26 protein-coding genes are annotated in these 22,940 nt (G+C 72.4%); 10 read left to right on the top strand and 16 right to left on the bottom strand.

Translation table 11 applies throughout. The features are described from left to right. Positions 1-77: 77 nt before the first annotated feature. Positions 78-317, bottom strand: a complete 240-nt coding sequence (locus AB0H83_RS49120) for a hypothetical protein (protein WP_360109967.1) — start codon at positions 315-317, stop codon at positions 78-80. A 2-nt stretch (positions 318-319) separates the two neighbouring features. Beyond that, positions 320-1,435: a tetratricopeptide repeat protein gene (locus AB0H83_RS49115; RefSeq protein ID WP_360109964.1), complete on the bottom strand. Its 1,116-nt coding sequence runs from the start codon at positions 1,433-1,435 to the stop codon at positions 320-322. Between the two features lie 264 nt (positions 1,436-1,699). On the opposite strand from AB0H83_RS49115, the gene AB0H83_RS49110 reads away from it, so the two are divergent. Then, positions 1,700-2,665, top strand: coding sequence for a serine hydrolase (locus tag AB0H83_RS49110; protein ID WP_360109973.1), 966 nt, complete (start codon positions 1,700-1,702; stop codon positions 2,663-2,665). A 31-nt stretch (positions 2,666-2,696) separates the two neighbouring features. Here the strand turns inward: AB0H83_RS49110 and AB0H83_RS49105 are convergent, their stop codons facing one another. Continuing rightward, the gene (locus AB0H83_RS49105; protein WP_360109961.1) at positions 2,697-3,200 is read right to left on the bottom strand and encodes a hypothetical protein; all 504 of its coding nucleotides are present in this window, start codon (positions 3,198-3,200) and stop codon (positions 2,697-2,699) included. 99 nt (positions 3,201-3,299) lie between these two features. Further along, positions 3,300-4,499: a GNAT family N-acetyltransferase gene (locus AB0H83_RS49100; RefSeq protein ID WP_360109958.1), complete on the bottom strand. Its 1,200-nt coding sequence runs from the start codon at positions 4,497-4,499 to the stop codon at positions 3,300-3,302. A gap of 73 nt (positions 4,500-4,572) precedes the next feature. Between AB0H83_RS49100 and AB0H83_RS49095 the strand changes: the two genes are divergently transcribed. Continuing rightward, a complete protein-coding gene (locus tag AB0H83_RS49095) occupies positions 4,573-5,358 on the top strand; it encodes a hypothetical protein (RefSeq protein WP_360109955.1) in 786 nt (261 codons plus the stop codon). Positions 5,359-5,424: 66 nt separating this feature from the next. Here AB0H83_RS49095 and AB0H83_RS49090 read toward each other — a convergent pair whose 3' ends face one another. Both AB0H83_RS49090 and AB0H83_RS49085 read right to left on the bottom strand, forming a co-directional pair. Further along, the gene (locus AB0H83_RS49090) at positions 5,425-5,925 is read right to left on the bottom strand and encodes a hypothetical protein (RefSeq protein WP_360109952.1); all 501 of its coding nucleotides are present in this window, start codon (positions 5,923-5,925) and stop codon (positions 5,425-5,427) included. Positions 5,926-6,015: 90 nt separating this feature from the next. Continuing rightward, on the bottom strand, positions 6,016-6,363 hold the full coding sequence (locus AB0H83_RS49085) for a hypothetical protein (RefSeq protein WP_360109949.1): 348 nt from the start codon (positions 6,361-6,363) through the stop codon (positions 6,016-6,018). A 16-nt stretch (positions 6,364-6,379) separates the two neighbouring features. Between AB0H83_RS49085 and AB0H83_RS49080 the strand changes: the two genes are divergently transcribed. Beyond that, positions 6,380-6,661 carry a hypothetical protein gene (locus tag AB0H83_RS49080; protein WP_360109946.1) on the top strand — a complete coding sequence of 94 codons (282 nt, stop codon included), beginning with the start codon at positions 6,380-6,382 and terminating at the stop codon, positions 6,659-6,661. Here the strand turns inward: AB0H83_RS49080 and AB0H83_RS49075 are convergent. The 7 genes from AB0H83_RS49075 to AB0H83_RS49045 form a co-directional block, all read right to left on the bottom strand. Beyond that, on the bottom strand, positions 6,652-7,416 hold the full coding sequence (locus tag AB0H83_RS49075) for an NAD-dependent deacylase (RefSeq protein ID WP_360109943.1): 765 nt from the start codon (positions 7,414-7,416) through the stop codon (positions 6,652-6,654). The two genes, AB0H83_RS49080 and AB0H83_RS49075, sit on opposite strands and share 10 nt — an antisense overlap. A gap of 17 nt (positions 7,417-7,433) precedes the next feature. Then, positions 7,434-7,772, bottom strand: a complete 339-nt coding sequence (locus AB0H83_RS49070) for a hypothetical protein (RefSeq protein ID WP_360109940.1) — start codon at positions 7,770-7,772, stop codon at positions 7,434-7,436. A gap of 107 nt (positions 7,773-7,879) precedes the next feature. After that, positions 7,880-8,935 (bottom strand): ABC transporter ATP-binding protein, encoded by a 1,056-nt coding sequence (locus AB0H83_RS49065; protein WP_360109937.1) that lies wholly within the window; start codon positions 8,933-8,935, stop codon positions 7,880-7,882. Then, a complete protein-coding gene (locus tag AB0H83_RS49060; RefSeq protein ID WP_360109934.1) occupies positions 8,932-9,759 on the bottom strand; it encodes an ABC transporter permease in 828 nt (275 codons plus the stop codon). Before AB0H83_RS49060 ends, AB0H83_RS49065 begins: the two co-directional genes overlap by 4 nt. 1 nt (position 9,760) lies before the next feature. Then, positions 9,761-10,558, bottom strand: a complete 798-nt coding sequence (gene modA, locus AB0H83_RS49055) for a molybdate ABC transporter substrate-binding protein (RefSeq protein ID WP_360109931.1) — start codon at positions 10,556-10,558, stop codon at positions 9,761-9,763. Continuing rightward, positions 10,555-10,977, bottom strand: a complete 423-nt coding sequence (locus AB0H83_RS49050; protein WP_360109928.1) for a helix-turn-helix domain-containing protein — start codon at positions 10,975-10,977, stop codon at positions 10,555-10,557. The genes modA and AB0H83_RS49050 overlap by 4 nt, the downstream gene beginning before the upstream one ends. Before the next feature lie 389 nt (positions 10,978-11,366). Beyond that, positions 11,367-11,693: a hypothetical protein gene (locus AB0H83_RS49045; protein WP_360109925.1), complete on the bottom strand. Its 327-nt coding sequence runs from the start codon at positions 11,691-11,693 to the stop codon at positions 11,367-11,369. On the opposite strand from AB0H83_RS49045, the gene AB0H83_RS49040 reads away from it, so the two are divergent. Further along, positions 11,676-12,344: a hypothetical protein gene (locus AB0H83_RS49040; protein WP_360109922.1), complete on the top strand. Its 669-nt coding sequence runs from the start codon at positions 11,676-11,678 to the stop codon at positions 12,342-12,344. The two genes, AB0H83_RS49045 and AB0H83_RS49040, sit on opposite strands and share 18 nt — an antisense overlap. 19 nt (positions 12,345-12,363) lie before the next feature. On the opposite strand, the gene AB0H83_RS49035 is transcribed toward AB0H83_RS49040, so the two are convergent. Further along, the gene (locus AB0H83_RS49035; RefSeq protein WP_360109919.1) at positions 12,364-13,824 is read right to left on the bottom strand and encodes a TerD family protein; all 1,461 of its coding nucleotides are present in this window, start codon (positions 13,822-13,824) and stop codon (positions 12,364-12,366) included. 160 nt (positions 13,825-13,984) lie between these two features. On the opposite strand from AB0H83_RS49035, the gene AB0H83_RS49030 reads away from it, so the two are divergent. Next, on the top strand, positions 13,985-14,593 hold the full coding sequence (locus AB0H83_RS49030; RefSeq protein WP_360109916.1) for a VOC family protein: 609 nt from the start codon (positions 13,985-13,987) through the stop codon (positions 14,591-14,593). A gap of 50 nt (positions 14,594-14,643) precedes the next feature. Here AB0H83_RS49030 and AB0H83_RS49025 read toward each other — a convergent pair whose 3' ends face one another. Beyond that, entirely contained in the window at positions 14,644-15,105 is a 462-nt protein-coding gene (locus AB0H83_RS49025) for a cellulose binding domain-containing protein (RefSeq protein ID WP_360109913.1), read from the bottom strand. 635 nt (positions 15,106-15,740) lie between these two features. On the opposite strand from AB0H83_RS49025, the gene AB0H83_RS49020 reads away from it, so the two are divergent. The 3 genes from AB0H83_RS49020 to AB0H83_RS49010 all read left to right on the top strand — a co-directional run bounded on the left by AB0H83_RS49020 (position 15,741) and on the right by AB0H83_RS49010 (position 20,129). Then, the gene (locus tag AB0H83_RS49020) at positions 15,741-18,485 is read left to right on the top strand and encodes a beta-L-arabinofuranosidase domain-containing protein (protein WP_360109910.1); all 2,745 of its coding nucleotides are present in this window, start codon (positions 15,741-15,743) and stop codon (positions 18,483-18,485) included. A gap of 188 nt (positions 18,486-18,673) precedes the next feature. Further along, positions 18,674-19,732 carry a DUF2855 family protein gene (locus tag AB0H83_RS49015; RefSeq protein ID WP_360109907.1) on the top strand — a complete coding sequence of 353 codons (1,059 nt, stop codon included), beginning with the start codon at positions 18,674-18,676 and terminating at the stop codon, positions 19,730-19,732. A 124-nt stretch (positions 19,733-19,856) separates the two neighbouring features. Beyond that, entirely contained in the window at positions 19,857-20,129 is a 273-nt protein-coding gene (locus AB0H83_RS49010; RefSeq protein WP_360109970.1) for an aldehyde dehydrogenase family protein, read from the top strand. A gap of 138 nt (positions 20,130-20,267) precedes the next feature. On the opposite strand, the gene AB0H83_RS49005 is transcribed toward AB0H83_RS49010, so the two are convergent. Continuing rightward, the gene (locus AB0H83_RS49005; RefSeq protein WP_360109904.1) at positions 20,268-20,798 is read right to left on the bottom strand and encodes a hypothetical protein; all 531 of its coding nucleotides are present in this window, start codon (positions 20,796-20,798) and stop codon (positions 20,268-20,270) included. Between the two features lie 446 nt (positions 20,799-21,244). On the opposite strand from AB0H83_RS49005, the gene AB0H83_RS49000 reads away from it, so the two are divergent. Both AB0H83_RS49000 and AB0H83_RS48995 read left to right on the top strand, forming a co-directional pair. Next, positions 21,245-22,045, top strand: coding sequence for an SDR family oxidoreductase (locus AB0H83_RS49000; protein WP_360109900.1), 801 nt, complete (start codon positions 21,245-21,247; stop codon positions 22,043-22,045). 35 nt (positions 22,046-22,080) lie between these two features. Continuing rightward, positions 22,081-22,224, top strand: coding sequence for a hypothetical protein (locus AB0H83_RS48995; protein WP_360109897.1), 144 nt, complete (start codon positions 22,081-22,083; stop codon positions 22,222-22,224). The last annotated feature ends 716 nt before the right edge of the window (positions 22,225-22,940 follow it).

The following is a 22,940-nucleotide window of genomic DNA, read 5'->3' as shown; positions in this document are numbered from 1 at the left end:
GCACGCTCACGCAGCTCATCGTTGTACTTCTTCGGTGCAGGCATTGCCGGTGTTCCTCCAGGTTTCGATGTCTCCATCTAACCCGGGGCGGAACAACCCTCCCGCCGGCCGGCCTGCCACCAGTCCCACAGCGTCTTGGCCGCGCCGACCCCGGCGAACACCAGCCCGATCACGGCGACCACCATCTCGGCGGACCGTTCCACCTCGACCGGCAACACCCGCTCATCCGGTCCGGTGTTCGCCTCGAGCGCGGCGTGCAGCTCCGCCGCCCACTGCGTGGCGTGCGCACCCGACACCTCAACTGTGGCAGTACCCATCGTTAACCCTTCTGCTCCTGGAATTGTGTAAGGAACGCCCGCATCGCCGGCAGATCCGGATGCTCGGTCGCCTCGGCCAACGAGATCGCCCGGCGTAGGATGCCGACGGCATCATCCATACGGGCCATCCGCGCGAACAGCACCGCCAGGTTGAAGCTCACCAGCGCCTCGGCGCCGCGATCGCCAACGGCGCGCACGAGGTCAATAACCTCATGCAACGCCTCCACCGCCCCCGTCAGGTCACCCTCCTGGAATCGAATGCCGCCGATGTTATTGAGGGCAGTGGCTTCGCTGGCTCGGTCGCCGATCTCGCGGAAGGTGGGCAGGGCCTGTTCGAAGTAGGTCAGGGCCTCTCGACGGTCCCCGAGACCGTTGTACACGAGGCCGATGTTGTTGAGGGTGGTGGCTTCACCTGCTCGGTCGCCGACCTCCCGCAAGGTGGGCAGGGCCTGTTCGAAGTAGGTCAGGGCCTCTCGACGGTCCCCGAGACCGTTGTACACGAGGCCGATGTTGTTGAGGGTGGTGGCTTCACCGGCTCGGTCGCCGACCTCCCGCCGGATGGGTAGGGCCTGTTCGTAGTAGGTCAGGGCCTGCTGATGGTCCCCGAGGTCGTTGTACACGAGGCCGATGTTGTTGAGGGTGGTGGCTTCACCGGCTCGGTCGCCGACCTCCCGCAAGGTGGGCAGGGCCTGTTCGTAGTAGGTCAGGGCCTGTCGGCGGTCCCCGAGCCCGTTGTACACGCGGCCGATGCTGGCGAGAGTGGCGGCTTCGCCGGCCCGGTTGTCCGCCTCGCGGTGCAGGGTCAGGGCCTGCTCGTAGTCGGCCAGCGCTGGTCGTGGCTGGCCGGTGGAGGAGAGGGCCCAGCCACGGTCGTAGAACGCGCCGGCATCCGGACCCAGGCTCAGGGTGGCGCTGGCCAGCGCCACGACGTCAGCGAACCGGGACGTCGCCAACCACACCCGAGCCACCCCGCGCCCGACCTCCCGGGCGATGGCCGGTTCCCGGCCGGCCACCGCCAGCCGATGCACCTCCACCGCATGGGCGATCTTGACCGCAGGTTGACCGCGACCGCGGGACTCCGGTCCCGCCGACCCTGCACCGTCCATCAGGCCCAGCACCCTCCCCGCCTCGGGTTCTGTGATTCGACCAGCCGCTCGCTCCAGTACCGCACCCACCCACGCGGCGGGACGCCGCGGCGTCACCTGAGTCAATGCACGCTGACACACCGTGTGACCAGCGAACAACCGCAAACCGGACACACGGCTCAGCACAGACGGTCCGGTACCGCGCGCCGAACGGTCACCACACTCAGGGCAGCAGGGGGCGGGCATTTTGGGTAGGTTCGGCGCATCGTAGTTCATCGAAGCGAGGGATCGATGCTGATGCGGGAACGGCTGGCGGCGATGGTCGAGGCCGGGCAGGTCGACGGGCTGCACGGGGTGGTGGCGGTGCGCGGGGGCCGCACGGTGCTCGAGTACTACGGCGAAGGCCCCGACTTCTCGTGGGGCAAGGCGCTCGGCGTAGTCCAATTCAGGCCCGAAACGCTGCACGACCTGCGATCAGTCACCAAGAGCGTGACCGCGCTGCTGTACGGCACCGTGCTCGCCGACGGTCTGGTGCCCGAGCCCGGGGCGCCGCTGCTGGCGCAGTTCCCGCAGTACCCGGACCTGCAGGCCGAGCCGGACCGGACACGGCTCACCGTGGAGCACGCGCTCACCATGTCGCTGGGCCTCGAATGGCGGGAGGAGATCCCGTACGACAGCCCCGCCAACGCCGAGATCGCCATGGAACTCGCCCCCGACCGGTACCGGTACGTACTGGAACGGCCCGTCATCGAGGCCCCGGGCGAGCGGTGGAGCTACTGCGGCGGCGCCACCGCGCTGCTCGGCGGGCTCATCGCGGAGGGCGCCGGGCGGCCGCTCGCCGAGTACGCCCGCGCCGCGCTGTTCGAGCCGCTCGGCATCGAACGGTACGAGTGGATGGCCGGCGACGACGGAGTCGCTTCCGCCGCGTCCGGGCTGCGGCTGGCGCCGCGGGACCTGGCCCGGATCGGGGAGCTGGTGCTCGCCGAGGGGGAGTGGCAGGGGCGGCCGGTGGTCCCGGCGGGCTGGATCCGCACGATGGTGCAGCCGCGGCTGAAGACCGACTGGGGCGCCGGGTACGGCTACCACTGGTACCTGGAGACCGTCGCCGGTCGCCGGGTCGTGATGGCCGCGGGCAACGGCGGGCAGCGCCTCGCCGTCGTGCCGGACCTGGACCTCGCGGTGGCGGTCGTGGCGGGCAACTACGACACCCCGGACCAGTGGCGCACCCCGCTCACGGTGCTGGAGCAGGTCGTCCTGGCCTGAGACCGGACCGTGCCGGCGCTGCCCGCGTGGTTCAGCGGGTCGACTGCGGGTCAGTGCCGGGCTGGTCGGTGATGTACCCGACCTGCGGGGCGGGCTCGTCGCGGCACACGGCCGGAGACAGCGGCTCGGACGTGGCGCCACCGCGGGTGCCGACGCGGAACGTGCCGGGCGCGCCGGTGCACGACTCGGCCGTGTACGTGATCGAGGTGCCGTCCGGTGACCACGCGGGTGCGGTCCCGGTGCGGTCGCTGACCTGGTGCTTGCCGGCGCCGTTGACCTTCATGACCCAGATGGTGCCGTTGTGTACGTACGTGATCCTCGCGCCGTCGGGTGAGAGGCTGGGCTGCGCGTTGACCTCGTCCTCGGTGAGGCGGACCTCGCGGTGGCCGTCGGAGACGTAGATGACACCGGCACGGGCGTACACGTCGGGGTTCGTGGCGGCGTTCGCGGCGGACGGCGCGAGCATCGTGCCGAGCCCGGCGACGGCGGTGAAACCGGCGAGCGTGAGCGCCTTCGTGATCGCGGTGCTGTTCATCCATGCCCCCTGTGGTGCGTCGCTTCCGTGTGACGCTGGAACCATCGGCGCAACCTCCTGGCACCTGAACGGTTCCCCGCAGGAAATTGTGGTGCCGCCCTACGGCAGGTAGAACGTGAGCAGGTCCGAGGTCACCGGCGGGAACAGCGCCCGCATCAGCTCCGCCTGCGGCCCCGGGTAGACGTCGGCGTGCCGCGCGGTGAGCCCCTCGATGCCGTGCGGGCCGAACAGCAGCGGCCCGACGAGGTCCGGCGCCACGCCCGCACCGCCCAGCGAGGCCGGCCCCTGCATCGGGCCGCCCGCGACGACGTCGGTGACCGCGCCGTCGGCGCGGCGCAGGCGTACATGATGGCGGAAGAACGACACGATGACGTCGCCGTCGCCGTCGTGCCCCGCGAGGCGGGCCGACAGCACGGGCCGCAGGTGCCGCAGCAGCGCCGCCACGTCAGGCACGCGCACGTAGTAGTCGGCGGCGTCGGGTCGCGCCGGCGCGAGGTGTGCCGCCAGCAGCCCGGCGCGGTCCTGCGCCTCGAACGGCTCGCCACCGGCCGATTCGGCCGCGTGCGCGAGGAGCGCCGCGACACCCGCGCCGCCGTCGGTGCCGTCCGTGTCGTCAGCCACGGCGACCTCGCCGACGACGACGCCCTCCTCCGGTGGCGTGACCCGGGCCGTGCCGATCACCGCACCGGCCCGCTCCACGACCACCTGCGTGCCGCCGGACCGGGCGACGAGGGCCCGCCAGCACATCGGCGAGTGCGGCATCGACACGTCGTGCCGGCGCTGGACGGCGTCCTGCAGCCGCGCCATCGCCGCGATGTCGCCGGGCCCGGCCTTCCGCACCGTGCAGTCGCCGGGCATCTCCGGCACGCTCAGCACCGGCCGGCTCTGCGGGATCGGCATCGTGTACTGGTACCCGAACCGCCGGTAGAAGTACGGGATCCCGACCATCACCTGGACGAGGTGCCCGCGGCGGGCCGAACGCTCGTGCGCCCAGCCCATCAGCGCCCGGACCAGGCCACGGCCCTCGTAGTCGCGGTCCGTGGCGACCAGCTCGACCTGCCCCGCGGGGATCGGCAGGCCGGCGAGCACGACGGTCTCGTCGAGCAGCGTCGCGGTGGACACGACCCGGTCCCCGTCGACCACCACCCCGCAGGCGTCGAACCCCCCGTCGGAGTCCTCGACCACGAGGCGGTGGTCCTCGGCGTCCGCGGGCTCACCCCGCTCGGCCAGCAGCGCACCGATCGGTTCCAGGTCGGCGGGCCGGGCGGCGCGCACGAGCAGTCCACCGGGCAGTTCCACCACCCGATCCTCACCCGGCGCGCGCCCCACGTCCACGCATTTCCGTGCCGCGCGGTTGGCGTACCGTCGATGCGTGGCGATGCGACCGGAGGACGCCGGCCTTGAGCTGGCGCGGCTGCTGGCCGCCCTGCGCCCGGACGAGCTGTCGCTGTTGGACTGGGTGCGCACCCGCGTCGACGCGGCCATGGTGGACGACATCGCGGTGCTCGACTACGGCATGCACGTGCAGGAGTACCGCGACAGCATCGAGGACCTCAAGGGAGTGCGGCGGCTGCCGGAGCAGCTGCCGTGGACGCCGGGCGCGGTGCTGCAGCCGGCGAGCAACCGGGAGCCCGCCCCCGACGACGAGCGCGGCCACGTCGCACGGCTCTTCGCCTGCCTCGTCATGGTCTGCACCGACGACATCGTGTGGCAGGCCGGCACCCTCGCCGGGCTGGTCGAGTCGGCGCTCACGCTCGGGCCCGAGCCGACCGCGGAGGCGCTGCGCTTCGTGGCCTGGTGCCGCCTGCACCGGCCCGGCAGCTGGCGTTACGACCCGCAGGCGCAGCCGTTTCTCACGCTCGGCCTGCTGCTGCTGTACGCCGCCGCCCACGATGACCCGCCCGGCGAGGCGGCACTGCGTGCGGCGTTCGTCGCCGAGGCCGAGGCCGCGGGCGAGTGGCGGCAGGTGTTCAAGCACGCCGCCGACGGCGACCGCCGCCAGACCTGGCGGATCCTGGTCGCCGCCTACCTGACCGGCCGCGACCAGCACGACGACGCGACCGAGACGATGCGCACCTGGTTCAAGCCGCTGCCACGGGACGCGGCGCACCGGGGCGGCTCCGGTCTCGCCGAACGGTACCGTCGCGGGCGTGCCTGACTCGTGGGCAGTCGAGTGCCGGCTGCCCGGGCTGAGCGCTCCGCCACCTCTCGAGTCCGTGGGCGCTCAGTCGCTGACGCCAAGATGGAGTAGCCAGACCCGGGCGTCGGTGAGGACGACGAGGTCGACGTAGGCGGCCTCGTACCAGTCGCGGGACCGCACGGTCAGCTCCCACGCCTGCGCCGAGTCCGGCCACAGCCGGGCCAGCAGCGCGGTGACCCAGGCGCTGAGCGATTCGGCGAGCACCCGCGGCGCCGCCTGCGCGGCCCAGGCCTGCGGCTGCCGGGTCGGGACGAAGAACCCGGGCAGCGCCGCACCGACCACTGTGGACCATGCCGGCACCGGCGTGAGCCCGGCGACCTCGCAGGACGCCGGCAGCAGCGCCTGCACCGCGGCGGCCACACCGTCGCCGGTGAGCGGCGCGTCCTCGAGGGTGAACGTGCACGCGTGGTCGGCCTCCTCGAGGACGTCCTCGAGGACCCGCAGCGCGTGGCGGACCATGTCCGGCACCGCGTCGAGCCGCGCCTGGCGCGCCGCCGACAGCGTGGCCCAGTCGAATCCCGTCACGGCGACCAGGATAGGTGCGGGCCGGCCCACCGGCCGGCCCGCACCGGGCTCAGGTCATCAGGCGGCAGTTGCGCGCACGCATCGCTGGTGTCATGCCGGCTCCTCCCGTGAACGATGGACATCACGACACCAGCGATTCGTGGCGATCACGGCAGTGGATGGGTGGCGGCTGGTGGGCAGCTCCGGGGACGGGTCCGGCACGCCGAGGACCGTGAGCATCGCCCGGTGGTACGCGGTCCGGTTCGCCGTGGTGGGCGACGCGTCGAGGAAGCGCTGGCCCGCGTCGACGGCGGCCGGGAAGAGGGCCTCGCGGACGCCGGGATGGTGGGTCATGACGATGGATTCGAAGTCGTACCGCGGGTTCCAGCGCCCGCCGATCGGCCGGGTCAGCACCCCGCCGGCGTCGAACAGGACACCCCGGACATGGTGGTCGGGCATCGGGGAAGATTAGCGGATGGACGTGGTCGCCGAGGGGCCGTGGGCGTGGATGCTCTACGTCGACGGCGACCGGCACGTCCTGTGCGTGGTGTGCGGGACGGTGGCGGTGTACGAGCTCGCCATGCAGCTGCGGCCGGACGAGGTCGACGCGTTCCGAGCCGGCGGGGCCGCGGCGCTGGACCGGCTGGCGCGGCAGGTCGCCGACGCGCCGCGGCGGTTCTGGGACCGCAACCTGCCCGGTTTCAACGACGAGCCGGGCGTACGGGAGGCGACACAGCGCTGGGTGGATCAGCGTTGAGCGGCGGCGACGAGGGCCGGTAGCACCTGCGCCGCGGTGCCGCGCAGGTTGGCGGCGCAGACCGCGTCGAGCGGGGTCGGGTCCGGGTTCACCTGGATGACCGTGGCGCCGGTGAGCATCGCGATGCGGGGGATCTCGGCCGCCGGGTACACCATGCCGGACGTGCCGACGGTCAGCAGCACGTCGCAGTCGGAGGCGGCGTCGATCGCCGTGGTCAGGGCCGCCCGCGGCAGCGCCTCGCCGAACCACACGACACCGGGCCGCACCGGCGCCCCGCACTGCGCGCACCCGGGCGGTGTCAGGCGGCCGCCCTCGCCCGGGTCGGCGCCGGGGTCCGGCACGTCGGCGGGGTGCGCGGCGGCGCCGGTGCAGCGCGGCGCGAACAGGCTGCCGTGCAGGTGCACCGGCGCCCGGGAACCGGCCCGCTCGTGCAGGTCGTCGACGTTCTGGGTGATGACGACGGTGCCCGGGACGCGGGTCTCCAGCTCGGCGACGGCGAGGTGCCCGGCGTTCGGCGCGGCCCGGCGGACCCGGGCGCGGCGCCACTCGTACCAGCCCCACACGAGGTCCGGGTCGGCCTGGAACGCCTCGGGGGTGGCGAGCTGTTCGGCGTCGAAGCGGGCCCACAGGCCGGTCAGGTCGTCGCGGAACGTCGGTACGCCGCTCTCGGCCGACATGCCGGCGCCGGTGAAGACGACGATCCGGCGGGCCTCGGCGAGAGCCGTTGCGACGGCGGGTGGCAGTTCGGTCCGCATCCGGTCATCCTGCCGGATCAGCGCAGAGCGGCGTCGAGCAGGGCGCGGGCGGTGCGGCGTACCGTCTCCGTGGCCTCGGCACGGGACTGCCCGGCGATGTCGACCAGCCAGATCAGCGACTCGATGCCGGTCGCGGAGCGGATGGCGACCGCGAGGCCGTGCACGTCGACCGCGGGGTGGCTGCGCCGCAGAGGCTCGAGGGCGTGCTCGATCCAGCCGATCGCCCGGCCCTGCCGCAGCGCCGGCGGGTGTAAGCCGGTGACCGGCAGGTGGAGGTCGAGCTGGAGCCGGGTCAGGCGCGGTGGGTCGGCGCGCAGGAGCACGCCGGCGAGAACATCGGCACGACCGAGTCGCACGCCGTGTTCATCGAGCTGAAGGAGCCAGCGGGAGTCTCCACATCGGACGCCCGGGACGCGCCGCTCGGCCCGTCCGGCGGCTGAAGGACTTCGCGCCTGCGGCCGGCTCAGGCCGGATACGCGCGCGTCTCCGTGGCCTTCACCGCGGCCCACACCTGCTGGCCGGGGGACAGGCGCAGGTGCGCGGCGGCCTCCGGGGTCACGTCGGCGGCGGCCGTGACCGGCCCCGTGAGCTGGACGCGCAGGTTGTCGCCGTGCCGCTGGATGCCCGCCACCGTCGCCGCCCATGTGTTGCGCGGGCTGCCGTCGGGCCGGTGCGGGTGCAGAGCGACGGCGGAGGGCCGGAACACCACGAACGCGTCGCCGTCGAGCCGGTCCGTGGCGGCGAGGCTGAACCCGTCCGGCAGGTGCACGGTGTGGCCGTCGGCGTGGCCACGGTACAGGTTGAGCCCGACCAGCCGGGCGACATAGTCGGTGCGGGGCTGGGCGGTGATGGCGGCGGCATCGCCTTCCTGCACGACCCGGCCGCCCTCGACGATGACGAGCCGGTCGGCGAGGACCAGCGCGTCGAGCGGGTCATGGGTGACCAGCAGCGCGGCCCCGGCGTGCTCGGCGAGGTGCCGTTGCAGCTCGGCGCGGGTGTCGAGCCTGGTGCGGGCGTCCAGGGCGGCGAGGGGCTCGTCCAGCAGCAGCAGCGCCGGGTGTACCGCCAGCGCCCGCGCCAAGGCGACCCGCTGGGCCTGCCCCCCGGACAGCTGGCGGGGCTTGCGGCGGGCGTGTTCGGCGAGCCCGACCCGGGCGAGCCAGCCGGCGGCCTGTTCGCGGGCGGTGCGCCGGTCGACGCCGTGCCGGCGCGGGCCGAACGCGACGTTGTCCAGCGCGGTCAGGTGCGGGAACAGCAGGTAGTCCTGGAACACGACGCCGATCGGGCGGCGCTCGGGCGGGGTGAACCGGCGCTGGCCGGGCCGGTCGAGGTCGGTGCCGTCGACGGTGACGTGCCCGGCGGTGAGCGGCTGGAGGCCGGCGAGGGCGCGCAGGGCGGTGGTCTTGCCGGCGCCGTTGGGGCCGAGCAGTGCGACGACCTGCCCCGGGTCGATCCGCAGCCGGACGTCGAGCTGGAACGTGCCGCGGTCCACGGCGAGGTGCGCGTCGACGAACGTCATGGGCTGGTGATCCAGCGGTCGCGCAGCCCGGCCAGGATGGCGACGGAGACGGTCAGCAGGATGAGGCTGAGCACGATCGCGGCGTCCAGGTCGGTCTCCAGGGCGAGGTACACCGCCAGGGGCATGGTCTGCGTGGTGCCGGGGTAGTTGCCGGCGAACGTGATCGTGGCGCCGAACTCGCCGAGCGCCCGGGCCCAGCACAGCACCGCCCCGGCGGCGATGCCGGGCGCGACGAGCGGCAGTGTGACGTGCGTGAACGTGGTCCACCGGCCGGCGCCGAGGGTGGCGGCGGCCTCCTCGTAGCGGCTGTCGGCGCCGCGCAACGCCCCCTCGACGGCGATGATGAGGAACGGCATCGCCACGAACGCCTCGGCGAGCACGACGCCGGTCGTGGTGAACGGCAGCGTGACACCGAACGTGCTGTCGAGCCACTCGCCGAGCAGCCCACGCCGGCCGAAGACCAGCAGCAACGCCACGCCACCGACGACCGGTGGCAGGACCAGCGGGACGGTGACGAGGGCCCGCACGAGGCGCCGGCCGGGGAACTCGACGCGGGCGAGGAGCCACGCGAGGGGTACACCGAACGCGACGCACAGCAACGTGGCGAGCGTCGCGCACTGCAGCGACAGCCGCAGCGCGGTGAGCACCCCCGGCTCGGTGAGCCGCTGCGGCAGCGTGGTCCACGGTGCGCGGACCAGCAGGCCGACCAGCGGGAAGATGAGGAACAGCAGCCCCAGCCCGGCCGGTGCGAGCAGCGCGACCGGCACCCGTTGCCGGCCGGCGCGGCGCCGGGGCGGGGTGGCGCCGGTCGCGGTGGCGGTCACGTCACGGCGCCTGGAAACCGGTGGCGGTGAGCGCGGACCTGCCCTTGTCGGACAGCACGTAGGCGACGAACGCCTGCGCGCCAGCTTTGTTGGGGGCCTTCTTCAGCACGATGATCGGGTACTCGTTGATCGCGCCGGCCGACTCGGGGAACTCCACGCCCTCGACGTTGGCCGCGGCGGCCTTGGCGTCGGTGCGGTACACCAGCGCAGCGTCGACCTCGCCGAGCTTCACCTTCGACAGGGCGCCCTTCACGTCCTGTTCGAGGGTGACCGGGGTGAGCTTCACCTGCGCGGCGTCGAGGGCCTTCTTCGCCTCGGCGCCGCACGGCACCTGCTCGGCGCACAGGGCGACCTTCACCCCGGGCCTCGTCAGGTCGGCGAGGCCCTTGACCGCCTTCGGGTTACCCTTCGGCACCGCGATGACCAGCTGGTTCTTCACGAACGTGGTCGCCGTGCCCTCGCCGCCGCGGGCGTCGGTGACGGTCTTCATGTTCGCCGGCGCCGCGGAGGCGAACACGTCCGCGGGGGCGCCCTGGTTGATCTGCGTGGCGAGGGCGGAGCTGCCGGCGAAGTTGAACGTGACCTTCGTGCCGGGGTTGGCGGTCTCGAAGTCCTTGCCGATGGTCTTGAACGACTCGGTCAGCGACGCGGCCGCGAACACTGTGATGTCGCCGGTCACCGTGCCGCCGCCGCTGGCCGCGGCGGCCTGCGGCGTCGCGGGGTCGGGGTCGCCGCCGCAGGCGGTCAGCGTCAGTGCGGTGAGCGCGGCCACGGCCGCGCCGATCCAACGGGCTGTCACGAGCCGGTCCTCCCCTTGGCGGCGGCCGGAGTGGAGCGCTCCACCACGACCGTGGTCGACTTGATCACTGCGATGGCCACCGACCCGACCTGGAGGTCGAGCTCGTCGACGGCCTCCCGGCTCATCAGCGACACGACCCGGAACGGGCCGCACTGGATGTCGACCTGCGCCATGACGGTGTCCTTCACGACCGCGGTCACGATGCCCCGCAGCCGGTTGCGCGCCGACGAGCCGTCGGCCCGGTCGTCGGGCTCGGTGCCCTGGGCCCGCACGAACTGGGCGAGCTCCACCCCGTCGATGAGCCGGTGCCCGTGCTCGTCGCGGGTCGCGCCGATGCGGCCCGCGTCGACCCAGCGGCGGACGGTGTCGACGCTGACGCCCAGCAGCTCGGCCGCCTCACTGATCCGGAACACCGTCATACGGTCACCCTAGTTTGCCGCACCTGCGGCTGAAAACCGGCCTGTCGGCCAGCGACTCAGAGGCCTTCAACGTTGCTGGACTCGCATCTGCGCTGGTACGACCATCGGGCACGGCGGTGCATCTTACCTACAGTTGCATTCGATGTGCAGGTAGTGATTCCGGGGTGCGGGCGCGAGTACGATCCGAAGGCATGAGGACCGCCCACCACGCGGTCGACACGAGTGCCGAGATCCGGCAGATCGAAGATGCCGAGGGTTACATCGCCTCGATCTGCTTCAAGACCGGCTGCCGCAGCGAGTCCTGACTGAGCCGTCGCCGACGAGGCTGTGGCGGCGAGTCCTGACCAGGCCAGGGCCGGTGGCGGCGGGGTCCCTGACCGGGCCGTTGTCTACAGGGCCGGTGGCGGCGGCTCGGGCAGCGGGTGCGCGCCCTGGGGGCGCAGGCCGTCGAAGAGGATGCCGAGGTAGCGGCGCCACAGGTCGGGCGACGCGCCGGGCGCGTAGCCGGCCACGTAGTTCGGCGCGCACATCAGCAGGATGACGTCGGTGCCGGTGACATCGGCGCGCAGGGCGCCGTGGTCGCGGGCCCGGTCGACCAGGTCGTGCACGGTGCGGTACATCCGCTCCCGGTCCCGGGCCACCGCGGGGTCCACGTCGCCGGCGCCGTGCAGGAAAGACAGGTCGCGCTGCTGCCGCTGGTGCGCGGCGACGGTCATGAACTCCAGCAGCGCAGCGCCCGGGTCCTCCCCGCCGAGCAGGCCGCGGCCCTCGCCACCGCCGGGCTCACCGTGCGGGCGGTCCTCGCCACCGCCGGCATCCGCGCGGGCGAGCGGGTCCTGGTCGTCGGCGCGACCGGCGGCGTCGGCACGACGCTCGTGCCGCTCCTCGCCGCGGCGCACGCGACGGTCGTCGCCACCGCGACGGAGCACGACGCCGACCTGCTACGCACGCTCGGCGCCGCCGAGATCATCGGCTACGACGAGCGCGACTACCCGGCCGGCGTCGACGCCGCGTTCAACCTCACCCTGCCCAGCGACCGCCTCACCGGCGTCGCCAGGGCGGTGCGGCCCGGTGGCCGGCTGCTCACCATCACGTACCCGGTGCCGCAGCAGGACCGGATCGCCCGCGACGACGTCGACCTGCGCTTCGTCCTCGACATGGAGGGCACCCTCGGCGGCATGCGCGAGGTCGCCGACCTCGCCGCCGGCGGTGCGCTGCGGCCGACGACCGGCGACTCGCCGTCGGCGTCGACAGGCGGGCCGCTCCGGGCGACGATCGGCCGGCGATACACCCTCGACGAGGGCGCGCAGGCGTGCGTCGACTTCGAGCGCCGGCACACCACCGGCAAGCTCGTCGTCGTCATGTGACCGCCGGGGCGGTGGCCCGTCAGGTCTTCGGCCCGGCCGCGACCCAGGAAAGCCCCCAGTTGTACGCGATGTCGACCGCCTGGTTCCGGAACTGGCCGGGCGCCGGGATGATGTACCGCGACTCGCGCCGCACGACCAGGTCGCCGTTGATGTTCTCGATGAGGAACAGCACCCCGGCCCGGGACTGGACGGTGCACTCGTCGAGGCGCATCTCGATCGGGGCGCCGTGCTGCGGGTAGAGCGTGGCGACGGCGTCCAGGCCGGCGAACGAGTCGGCGCCGTCGTAGATGTTGGCGTAGATGAGGATCCGCCGGAACTCGCGGGCGTGGTCGAGGTTGATGGTCAGGTTCTCGCCGCTCTCGACGGCGCCGGTGCGGTCGTCGCCGTCCAGCAGGATGTACGGCGGCTGGTGCAGCGCCCCGAACTGGTTGTCCAGCGGGTGCACGATGCCCTTGCGGCCGTCGACCAGCTCCCACAGGCAGCACAGGTCGAGGTCGAGGTCGGGCAGCTGGGCCGCCTTCCGCTTGCCGAACAGGCCGCGCCTCTCCAGGCCGCGCATGCTCCAGTTGAGGTTGACCCGCATCGACCCGGACGAGCCGCCCTGCTTGGACAGTGACACCGTCGGCGCCTGCTTCGTCAGCGTCACCTTGGTCAGCCGCACGGGCGCGGGCGGCGCAACAGGAGCGACGGGCGGTGCCACCGGGGGAGCGGCGGGCGGCGCCACCGGATAAGCGACCGGGGGAGCGGGAGGCGGCGGCGCGACCGGCGGTGGCACCGTCGCCGGCAGCGCGATCTGCCGCGGCTGCCCGTCAGGCCCCGTCACCGTCACCGACGGCCAGCCACCCGTGGAAGGCGCAGCCGCCGGCGCCGGCGCAGCGACGGGTGAGGGCGCGGCGGGGGAAGGCGCGGCGGGGGAAGGCGCGGCCGGCGGCGCCGCTGCCGCGGCGGGTGCCGGCTCGTCGTCGACGGAGATGCCGAAGTCGCGGGCCAGTCCGGCCAGCCCAGAGTCGTACCCCTGCCCGACCGCACGGAACTTCCACTGCCCTGCCCGCCGGTACAACTCCCCGAAGATGAACGCGGTCTCGGTCGTCGCACCCGGGCTGTCGAACCGGGCCACCTCCGCCCCGGACCCCGCGTCCAGCAGCCGGATGTGCAACCCCGGCACCGACCCGAACGTGCCACCGTCCGCCGACGCCGCCAGGATGATGCGCTCCACCACCGGCTCGACCCGGGCCAGGTCCACGAACAGCGTGTCCGTCACCACCCCGCCGCTGGTCGTCTTGCCCTCGTGCCGCACCGCACCCGCCGGATGCGCCGGCTGGTTGTAGAACACGAAGTCGTCATCGTTGCGGACCTTGCCACCGACCAGCAGCAACGCCGAACCGTCCGCATCCGGCACCCCGGCGCCACCGGACCAGCCCAGCACCGCCCGCACCGCCGCCGCCCGCACCGGCAGGTTCGCGCCCTTGAGCATCGACATGTGACCACTCCTCCCCGTCGGACCCACAATACGACCCGCGCAAGACGGCACCCGGCCACTGGCCGGTTGCGGTCGCGGATTCCGGCGGTTGCGGGCGCGGTAGATGCGCGCCGGAGTGGGCAGTACAGGCGCTGCCGCACGGCACAGCCGAGGAGTGGACATGCTGGATCTGAAACTGGAGATCGTCGTCCTGCCGGTCTCGGACGTCGACCGGTCCAAGGAGTTCTTCACCCGCGCCGGCTTCCGGCAGGACGGGGACTTCTCCGGCGAGGGCGGGTTCCGCGTCGTGCAGGTCACCCCGCCCGGCTCGACCGCGTCGATCATCTTCGGCAGCCGGGTCACCGACGCCGCACCCGGTTCGGCACGCGGCGGCGTGTACCTGGTCGTGGACGACATCGTCGCCGCCCAGAAGGACCTCAGCACCCGCGGGATCGACGTCAGCGAGGTGTTCCACGACGCCGGTGGGGTGTTCCACCACGCCGGCACCGAGGGCAGGGTGCCCGGGCCGGATCCGCAGCGGCAGTCGTACGGGTCGTACGCGTCGTTCACCGACCCCGACGGCAACCTGTTCATGCTGCAGGAGGTGACCCGGCGGCTGCCGGGACGGGTCGGGCACGCCATCTACCACTCGGTGGGTGAGCTGGAGCAGGCGCTGCGTGACGCCGCCGCCGCGCACGGCCGCCACGAGCAGGAGATCGGCCGCGAGGACCCGGACTGGCCGGCCTGGTACGCCGCGCACATGGCGAAGGCGGCGGGCCTGCCGGCCTGACCGCCCGGCGGGTGGGACGGAGCCGGCGGACCGGCCCCGTCCCGTCCTGTTCAGACCTTGGTGCAGGTGGCGCCGTTGAGGGTGAAGGTCGCCGGGACGCCGTTGGTGCCGGGGACCGAGGTGGCGCTGAAGCCGAAGTTCAGGCTGCCGCCGGCGGGGATGGTGGTGTTGTAGCTCGCCGGGTTGGTGGCGGTCACCTGCCTGCCGGCCTGGGTGGGCACGGCGTTCCACATGTTCGTGATGACCTGGTTGCCGGGGAAGGTCCAGCGCAGCGCCCAGCCGGTGATCGGGGCCGTGCCGGTGTTGCGGACGGTGACGTCGCCGTTGAAGCTGGTGCCCCAGTCGGCGAGACCGTAGTGGACGGTGCACGGACCCGGCGGCGCCGACGGGCTGGTGCTGCCCGATGGACTGGCCGACTGGCTCACCGAGGCGCTCGCCGACGCGTGAGGGGAGACGCTGGCCGAGGCGGACACCGACACGCTGGGCAGGACGCCGCCGCTCTTGGCGATCATGTTGGTGGAGTGGGCGCGGAACGGGGCGAGCTCCGGGGCGCCCTGCGCCGGCGAAGTAGAAGGGCTTGCCGCCGAGGCAGAAGCGGATGCCGCAGCGCTGCACGAACGCGGTCGCGGCGGTGGCCTGACCGGCGCCGGTCAGCACGGCGACGGCGCCGGCGGCGGCCATGAGCGCGGCGGCGAGGGCGGCGAGCCACCGGCGGCGAGCAGCGGACGGTGCGGTGGAGTGCACGGCGGCGGCGGGTCTGGGCGGGTAGGTGTTTGGCTCATCGGGTTCCTTTGATGCCGATCGGGCGGGGTGTCCGCCCGGCTGGCGCCACCGGGCGGCGAGCGATCATGATCGACGTAACCGCTTAAGCAACGCTCACCCTACGAGGACGTTTCGAAACCGTCAATACGAGGAGTCAGCTTCTTATCCGCTTCAGCGGGGAGCGCCAGGGCGGCAGGCGCCCGGGCGAGGGGTGCGTGACCACCCCGGTCTTGCGGTGCCCGGGCGGGTCTGGCACGCTCGGCGACAATGTGAGCGCTAACGCCAATCGATCTGAGTCCGCCGCTCAAGACCGACTGTCAACACCTGCTTCTCATGTGAGCGTTCACATCACCCCGCCGACCTGGTTCGAAAGGATCACACCCCGATGGCCCACCCCAGCGTCAGCCGCCGCCGGCTGCTACAGACCACCGGCGCCCTCGCCGCCGCCTCCGCCGCCGCACCCCTGCTCGGCGACGCGACCGCGGGCGCCGCCCTCGCCCCGGCGCGCGCCGACATCGGCGTCTCGGCGTACCCGTTCGACCTCGGGCAGGTGCGCCTGACCACCGGCCGCTGGCTGGACAACCAGAACCGGACCCTCGCGTACCTGCAGTTCGTCGACGTCAACCGGATGCTGTACAACTTCCGCGCCAACCACCGGCTGTCCACCGCCGGCGCCGCCGCCAACGGCGGATGGGACGCGCCGAGCTTCCCGTTTCGCACCCACATGCAGGGCCACCTGCTCACCGCGTGGGCTCAGGCCTACGCCGTGCTCGGCGACACCACCTGCCGGGACAAGGCCAACGCGATGGTCGCCGGGCTGGCCGCGTGCCAGGCCAACAACGGCGCCGCCGGGTTCAGCACCGGCTACCTGTCCGGCTTCCCGGAGTCCGACTTCACCGCGCTGGAGAACCGCACTCTCAGCAACGGCAACGTCCCCTGGTACTGCATCCACAAGACCCTCGCCGGACTGCTCGACGTGTGGCGCCTCATCGGCAGCACCCAGGCCCGCGACGTGCTGCTCGCCCTCGCCGGCTGGGTCGACTGGCGCACCGGCCGGCTCAGCTCCAGCCAGATGCAGACAATGCTCGGCGTCGAGTTCGGCGGCATGAACGCCGTGCTGGCCGACCTGTACCAGCAGACCGGCGACACCCGCTGGCTCACCGCCGCCCAGCGCTTCGACCACGCCGCGGTGTTCAACCCGCTCGCCTCCGGCACCGACCAGCTCAACGGGCTGCACGCCAACACGCAGGTGCCGAAGTGGATCGGCGCGGCACGCGAGTACAAGGCCACCGGCACGACCCGCTACCGCGACATCGCCGCCAACGCGTGGAACATCACCACCGCCGCGCACACGTACGTCATCGGCGGCAACAGCCAGGCCGAGCACTTCCGCGCGCCCAACGCGATCGCGGGATACCTCACCAACGACACGTGCGAGCAGTGCAACACGTACAACATGCTGAAACTTACGCGCGAGCTGTGGCTGCTGAACCCGGACAACGCCGCCTACTTCGACTTCTACGAGCGGGCACTGATCAACCACCTGATCGGCGCGCAGAACCCCGCCGACAGCCACGGCCACATCACCTACTTCACGCCCCTGAAGCCCGGCGGCCGGCGCGGCGTCGGCCCCGCGTGGGGCGGCGGGACGTGGAGCACGGACTACAACAGCTTCTGGTGCTGCCAGGGCACCGGCGTGGAAATCAACACGAAGCTGATGGAGTCCATCTACTTCTTCAACGGCACCACGCTGACCGTGAACCTGTTCACCCCGTCGGTGCTGAACTGGTCGCAGCGCGGCATCACCGTCACGCAGAGCACCACGTACCCGGCCAGCGACACCACGACGCTGCAGGTCACCGGCACCGCCGCCGGCACCTGGACGATGCGGATCCGCATCCCCGCCTGGACGAGCGGCGCCACCGTCAGCGTCAACGGCACAGCGCAGGACATCGCGACCACACCCGGCACCTACGCGACCCTCACCCGCTCCTGGGCCTCCGGCGACACCGTCACCGTCCGGCTGCCGATGCAGGTCGCCGTGCGCCCCGCCAACGACAACGCCAACGTCGTCGCCGTCACCTACGGCCCGGTCGTCCTCGCCGGCAACTACGGCAACACCGCCCTGACGGCACTGCCGGCGCTCAACACCGCCTCGGTCACCCGCACCAACTCGACGTCGCTGGCCTTCACCGCCACCGCCAACGGCGCGACGGTCGCCCTCAACCCGTTCCACGACGCCCACGGCTACAACTACACGGTGTACTGGAGCGCCAACGGTCAGGGCACCGGCTCCGGCGCGGCCAACTACCGGCTCGTCAACGCCGCCAGCGGGCTCGTCCTCGGCGTGCAGAACATGTCCACCGCCGACGGCGGACCGGCACTGCAGTGGACCGACAACGGCACCGCCGACCACAACTGGGAGCTGATCACCGACGGTACCGCCGTGCGGCTGCGCAACGTCAACAGCGGCAAGGTCCTCGGCGTGCAGAACATGTCGACCGCCGACAACGCCGTCGTGCTGCAGTGGGCCGACAACGGCACCGCCGACCACCGCTGGACCGTCGTGGACAACGGCGACGGCGGGCACCGGCTGCGCAACGTCAACAGCGGCAAGGTCCTGGCGATCCAGGGCAACTCCACCGCCAACGGCGCACCGGCCGTGCAGTCGCCCGACGACGGCAGCGCCGACAACCTGTGGCGCTTCGTGCCCAACGGCAGCCGGCGCATCCAGAACCTCGGCAGCGGCCTCGTGCTGGGCGTGCAGAACATGTCCACGGCCAGCGGCGGCCTGGTCATCCAGTGGGGCGACACCGGCACCACCGACCACCTGTGGACCGCCGTGGTCGACTCCGGCGGCTACCTGCGGCTGCGCAACGCCAACAGCGGCCTGTTGCTGGGTGTGGAGAACGCCGGCACCGGCAACGGGGCGCGCGCCGTGCAGCTCGCCGACACCTCCTCGGCGGACCGGCGGTGGCGGCTGCGGTACGGCGCCAACGGCTACTTCCGCATCCAGTCCGCCAACGGCGGGCGCGTTCTCGGCGTGAGCGGGGCGTCCACCGCGCAGGGCGCCCAGGTCCTCATCTGGGACGACAACGGCACCAACGACCACCTGTGGCGTTTCATCTGATCCCACGGCACGGACGGCCGTGGAGTCGGCCTCACCCGCGCGGCGGGCCACCGGCGTCCGGTGGCCCGCCGCACGCCGTTCACCAGGGCAGACTCTGCCGCGGCACGCTCCGGCCGGGCAGCGTGGCGATGGCGCACGTCACCCGGAGTGGCGTTGCCGGGCCGGCGCCGCTTGCCTAGCCTCACGCCATGCCCGCCGCTGCTTGGACGCTTGCCGTCGCCCGTGACGACCTCGCACAGTGCTCGGTCACCGCCGGCCAGGTGCCCGACCTGGCCGGCGGCGAGGCGCTGCTGCGCGTCGACCGTGTCGGCATGACCGCCAACAACGTCACCTACGCCGTGCTCGGCGACTCGATGCGCTACTGGCGTTTCTTCCCGGCCCCGGCTGCCCACCTCGGTCTCGTGCCGCTGTGGGGTTTCGCGTCGGTGGCGGCCTCCACGGTCCCGGGCGTCGAAGCGGGCCAGCGCGTCTACGGCTACCTTCCCTCCGCCAGCCACCTGGTGGTGCGACCCGTCCGCGTCGATGGCACCGGCTTCCGCGACGGCTCCGCACACCGCGCCGAGCTGCCGTCACCGTACAACGCGTACCGGTTGACCACCGGCGACCCGGCCTACCGCGCGGACCGGGAGGACCTGCTGATCCTGTTCCGGCCGCTGTTCTTCACCTCCTTCATGCTGGCCGACCGGTTCCTCGACCACGACTGCTACGGCGCGGCCCAGCTGGTCCTGTCCTCGGCGTCGAGCAAGACCGCCTACGCCGCGGCGTTCCAGCTGCACGGCCGCGGCCCGCGCCTGATCGGCCTGACCTCACCGGGCAACGTCGCCTTCACCGAATCCCTCGGCTGCTACGACCAGGTCCTGCCCTACACCGGTGTCGCCGCGCTCGACGCGGTGCCCACCGCCTACCTCGACCTGTCCGGCGCACCCGGCACCCGAGCCGCGATCCGCGCCCGTCTCGGCGCCGACCTCGTGCGCGACGTCGCCGTGGGCCTCACCAACCAGGTCCCGAACGCCGAAGCCGCCGGCGAGGTGTTCTTCGCCCCGGACCAGATGCGCAAACGCACCACCGACTGGGGCCGCGACGGCCTCGACCGCCGCTTCAGCGAGGCGTGGCACCGCTTCGCCGGGGTGGTCACCGCCTGGGTCGACGTCGAAACCGGCACGGGTCCGGAAGCGCTGCGCGCCGCGTGGCTCGACGCGCTCGCCGGCCGCACCGCCCCGCGCGTGGGCCGCGTCGTCCAGCTGTAGACCACCACCCGCTGCGTCACGCGAAGCTCCACCGCAACCGGGGACGCCACGGCGGCGTGGTCGGCGAGGCACTGCTCACCTCGCCCGACATCGACGGCGTCTCGTTCACCGGCAGCAGGCGGGTATCCACGACCGGTTCGTCGCGGCGCTCGCCGAGGCCGCCGACGCGCTGCGGGCCGGCGACCCGCTCGACCCGCACAGCCAGATGGGCCCGGTGGCCGGCCCGGAGCAGCTCGCCCAGAACCTCGGGTACGTGACGGCCGGCGTCGCCGGCGGCGCGACCGTCACCGCCGGCGGCACGCACGACGGGCAGTTCATGCGCCCCACGCTCCTCGCCGGCGTGCGCAACGCATGCGGGTGGCCCGGGAGGAGATCTTCAGCCCCGTGTCCTGCGTGATCCGGGTCGCCGACGTCGGCGAGGCGGCCATGCTCTGTGGCGGGCGACAGCCGAATCCGCCCTCGATGGGCTGCTCCGGCACGGCACCGCCGTAGCGGCCCGTAGCCGCCCGCGGCGGGGCGTCGACGTCCGGCCGGCTCAGCCGGCAGGGCGCCGGCGGCGGCGCAGCAGGTTGGCCGCCGCGACCGGCAGCACGTTGATCAGGACGGCGAGGCCGCAGGCCAGCCAGGCGACCTGTGCGGCGCCGAGCCCTTGCGGCGTGAGGACCACCGCGGCGATGACCGCCGTCTGTGCCGTGTGCCGGGCCACCCGCAGGATGGTGCGCCAGGCCGGCCCGTCCTCGGTGTTCTCTGCCGCTTTCCGCGTGCGGTGGCGGTTGAGCAGCTTGCCGATCAGCGCGGTGACGCCTTCGACGATCCCGGTCAGGGCGGTGAACAGCAACGCCCACAGGGCGATCTCGCCGATGCCCGCGCCGCCGGTCACGGAGGGCGCGACGGCACCTGTCAGGGCGAACACGGCGAACGCGGGCACCCATGTGAACGCGCACCCGACCACCACCATCAGCAGGATTCCGGCGAGGCCGATCCGGGGCCGTACAGGCTCCTCCAGACTCGCACGTACCGAGTCCGGCGCCCAGACGATGCCGCGACCCGGGCCCTGTGATGTCATGCCCGGCAGCGTATCGAAGACCTGCAATCAGGCAGCGGCGTGCCGACCCCGTGGTCCAGTGCCCGCACTGCGGCGCGGCCGAGGTCGGTGGTCGCTCGTCGGACGAGACAGCGGCTCGGCGAACCGCGCGTCCGAGCCGGCCTGCTCGACGGCGGTCAGGGCGCTGTGCCGCACGTCCAGATCGGTGTCGTACAGCGGGCGGTGACGAGCGTTCTGGACACCGCGGCGTCGCCGGGGAACGGGCCGAGGGATACCGCCGCGTGCTGGCGGACGACCTCGTCGTCGCGCAGTGCCGCTGTGACTGCCCGGCAAACGGAGCCGGGCCGGGCGCGTCTGCTGGCGGCGGCGAGCCACACCTGGTACCCAGGCGTTGCCGTGGAGAAAAAGGCCTGCGGTAAGTACATCCGGGAGGGTCAATGACCATAATGTCCGGCAAGGTGTGTCTGGTGACCGGCGGGACCAGCGGGATCGGCCGGGAGACGGCGGCCCGGCTGGCCGAGCTGGGGGCCACCGTGGTCGTCGTCGGGCGCGACGCCGAGCGAGGGCGAGCGGCCGTCAGGGAGATCCGGCATCGGGCGCCCAGCGCCGAGGTGGACCTGCTGACGGCGGACATGTCGAGCCTGGCCGAAGTGCGCCGGCTGGCCGCCGAGGTGCTGGAGAAGTACGACCGGCTCGACGTGCTCGACAACAACGCCGGTGTGATCATGCTCAAGCAGCAGTTCACGGTCGACGGCTACGAGACCATGTTCGCCGTCAACCATCTGGCGCCGTTCCTGCTGACCAGCCTGCTGCGGGAACGGCTGGTGAGCAGCGCGCCGGCCCGCGTGATCACGGTGTCGTCCAATGTGCATCGTTCGGCCAAGCAGATCCCGTGGGACGAACTGGCCCGCGGCGAGCCGAGCTACCCACTGTCGAAACTGGCGAACATCCTGTTCACCGTCGAGCTGGCCAAGCGCCTGACCGGCACCGGCGTGGTCGCCAACTGCCTGCACCCGGGCCTCATCCGCACCCAGTTGGGCCGCGAGGTCCACGGCGTCGCCAAGCTGCTCGTCGCGGCCGCCAAGCCTTTCATGGGTACCGTGAAGACCGGCGCGGCCACCCCGGTCTACCTGGCCAGCGCCCCGGAGGCGGCCGAGGTCACCGGAGGCTACTTCTTCCGCGGCAAGCAGATTGAGCCGAGCTCCCTGGCCCGCGACCCCGAGGCCGCCGCGCGTCTATGGACCCTCAGCGAGGAGCTGGTGGCGTAAGCCGGGCCAAGATCATCGCCAGGTGGCGCGCTGATATGGCGCAGCTTATCGGCAAGATCGATCTGCTGCTGGAAGAGGCGACGGCTGGGCCTGAGCAGCGCGGGCTGATGCGGTTACGGACGATGGCGGCCCGCTGCGCTCAGGAAGACCATGGGCAACTCGTGTTCAGCGGAGATTGAACCCACCGGTCCGCGCGGGATGTGGGGCGTGGCAGCAAACCGCACGCGTGGCGTAACGAATGATGGCAACCGCGACGCGCGACCGGCGGCTAGAGGACGGTCGGTGACCGGCTGGCCGGATGGGTAAGACCACCAAGCCGTACAGCGACTCTCTGCTCAGCTCTTCAACGGCCAGCGTTGGGACCAACCACCCTGCGGCGGTGTCAGCCCGACCTCCTGATCAAAGATCTCGGCGCACTTCGCGACGCATACCTGGCAGATGATCGGTCCTGCCTTGGTGGCTACGACCCGGACGTACCGGTTGTGGCGGCCGCAGAGAGAGCACGTGACGTTGCTGAACCGAGACGAATCATCCACCACCCGGCGAGGATAGCCAGCCTCGTCCAACGCGCGTTGTCTGCGGCAGATGCGGGCACGGCACCGGGTAGGTGGTCGCGGTATCTTGGGCCGGCTGCGGACCGGACGATGCGGTCGGCTGCGGAAGGGATACCTCAGCACCTTGTCGGGGAGGACCGATGTACGGCCGACGCCATCTTGTTGAGGCGTTCCTTGGCGCGCAGGCGCGGGGCCTTGGTGGGTACTATCCCGAGTCATCGGTCTTTAATGCCGCGCTCAAGGCGCACTGAGGTGATCTCAGCAGCGTAGGTACATCGATTGGGACGACACGCACATTTCTGTCCTATTTGGACAGTGGGGTCGGGGACGTGGAGTCCTCG

The organism is Dactylosporangium sp. NPDC050688, from assembly GCF_040654515.1.
Lineage (GTDB): Bacteria > Actinomycetota > Actinomycetes > Mycobacteriales > Micromonosporaceae > Dactylosporangium.
The sequence above is the reverse complement of the archived record's forward strand: the minus strand, read 5'-3'. Positions and strand labels throughout refer to the sequence as shown.

Coding starts and splice junctions, on each gene's coding strand:
- AB0H83_RS49120 (WP_360109967.1), bottom strand. CDS start 317: ATGGGTACTGCCACAGTTGAGGTGTCGGGTGCGCACGCCACGCAGTGG.
- AB0H83_RS49110 (WP_360109973.1), top strand. CDS start 1,700: ATGCGGGAACGGCTGGCGGCGATGGTCGAGGCCGGGCAGGTCGACGGG.
- AB0H83_RS49105 (WP_360109961.1), bottom strand. CDS start 3,200: ATGAACAGCACCGCGATCACGAAGGCGCTCACGCTCGCCGGTTTCACC.
- AB0H83_RS49085 (WP_360109949.1), bottom strand. CDS start 6,363: ATGCCCGACCACCATGTCCGGGGTGTCCTGTTCGACGCCGGCGGGGTG.
- AB0H83_RS49080 (WP_360109946.1), top strand. CDS start 6,380: ATGGACGTGGTCGCCGAGGGGCCGTGGGCGTGGATGCTCTACGTCGAC.
- AB0H83_RS49075 (WP_360109943.1), bottom strand. CDS start 7,416: ATGCGGACCGAACTGCCACCCGCCGTCGCAACGGCTCTCGCCGAGGCC.
- AB0H83_RS49065 (WP_360109937.1), bottom strand. CDS start 8,935: ATGACGTTCGTCGACGCGCACCTCGCCGTGGACCGCGGCACGTTCCAG.
- AB0H83_RS49050 (WP_360109928.1), bottom strand. CDS start 10,977: ATGACGGTGTTCCGGATCAGTGAGGCGGCCGAGCTGCTGGGCGTCAGC.
- AB0H83_RS49045 (WP_360109925.1), bottom strand. CDS start 11,693: ATGACCGTCGCCGCGCACCAGCGGCAGCAGCGCGACCTGTCTTTCCTG.
- AB0H83_RS49035 (WP_360109919.1), bottom strand. CDS start 13,824: ATGTCGATGCTCAAGGGCGCGAACCTGCCGGTGCGGGCGGCGGCGGTG.
- AB0H83_RS49030 (WP_360109916.1), top strand. CDS start 13,985: ATGCTGGATCTGAAACTGGAGATCGTCGTCCTGCCGGTCTCGGACGTC.
- AB0H83_RS49025 (WP_360109913.1), bottom strand. CDS start 15,105: ATGATCGCCAAGAGCGGCGGCGTCCTGCCCAGCGTGTCGGTGTCCGCC.
- AB0H83_RS49020 (WP_360109910.1), top strand. CDS start 15,741: ATGGCCCACCCCAGCGTCAGCCGCCGCCGGCTGCTACAGACCACCGGC.
- AB0H83_RS49015 (WP_360109907.1), top strand. CDS start 18,674: ATGCCCGCCGCTGCTTGGACGCTTGCCGTCGCCCGTGACGACCTCGCA.
- AB0H83_RS49005 (WP_360109904.1), bottom strand. CDS start 20,798: ATGACATCACAGGGCCCGGGTCGCGGCATCGTCTGGGCGCCGGACTCG.
- AB0H83_RS48995 (WP_360109897.1), top strand. CDS start 22,081: ATGGCGCAGCTTATCGGCAAGATCGATCTGCTGCTGGAAGAGGCGACG.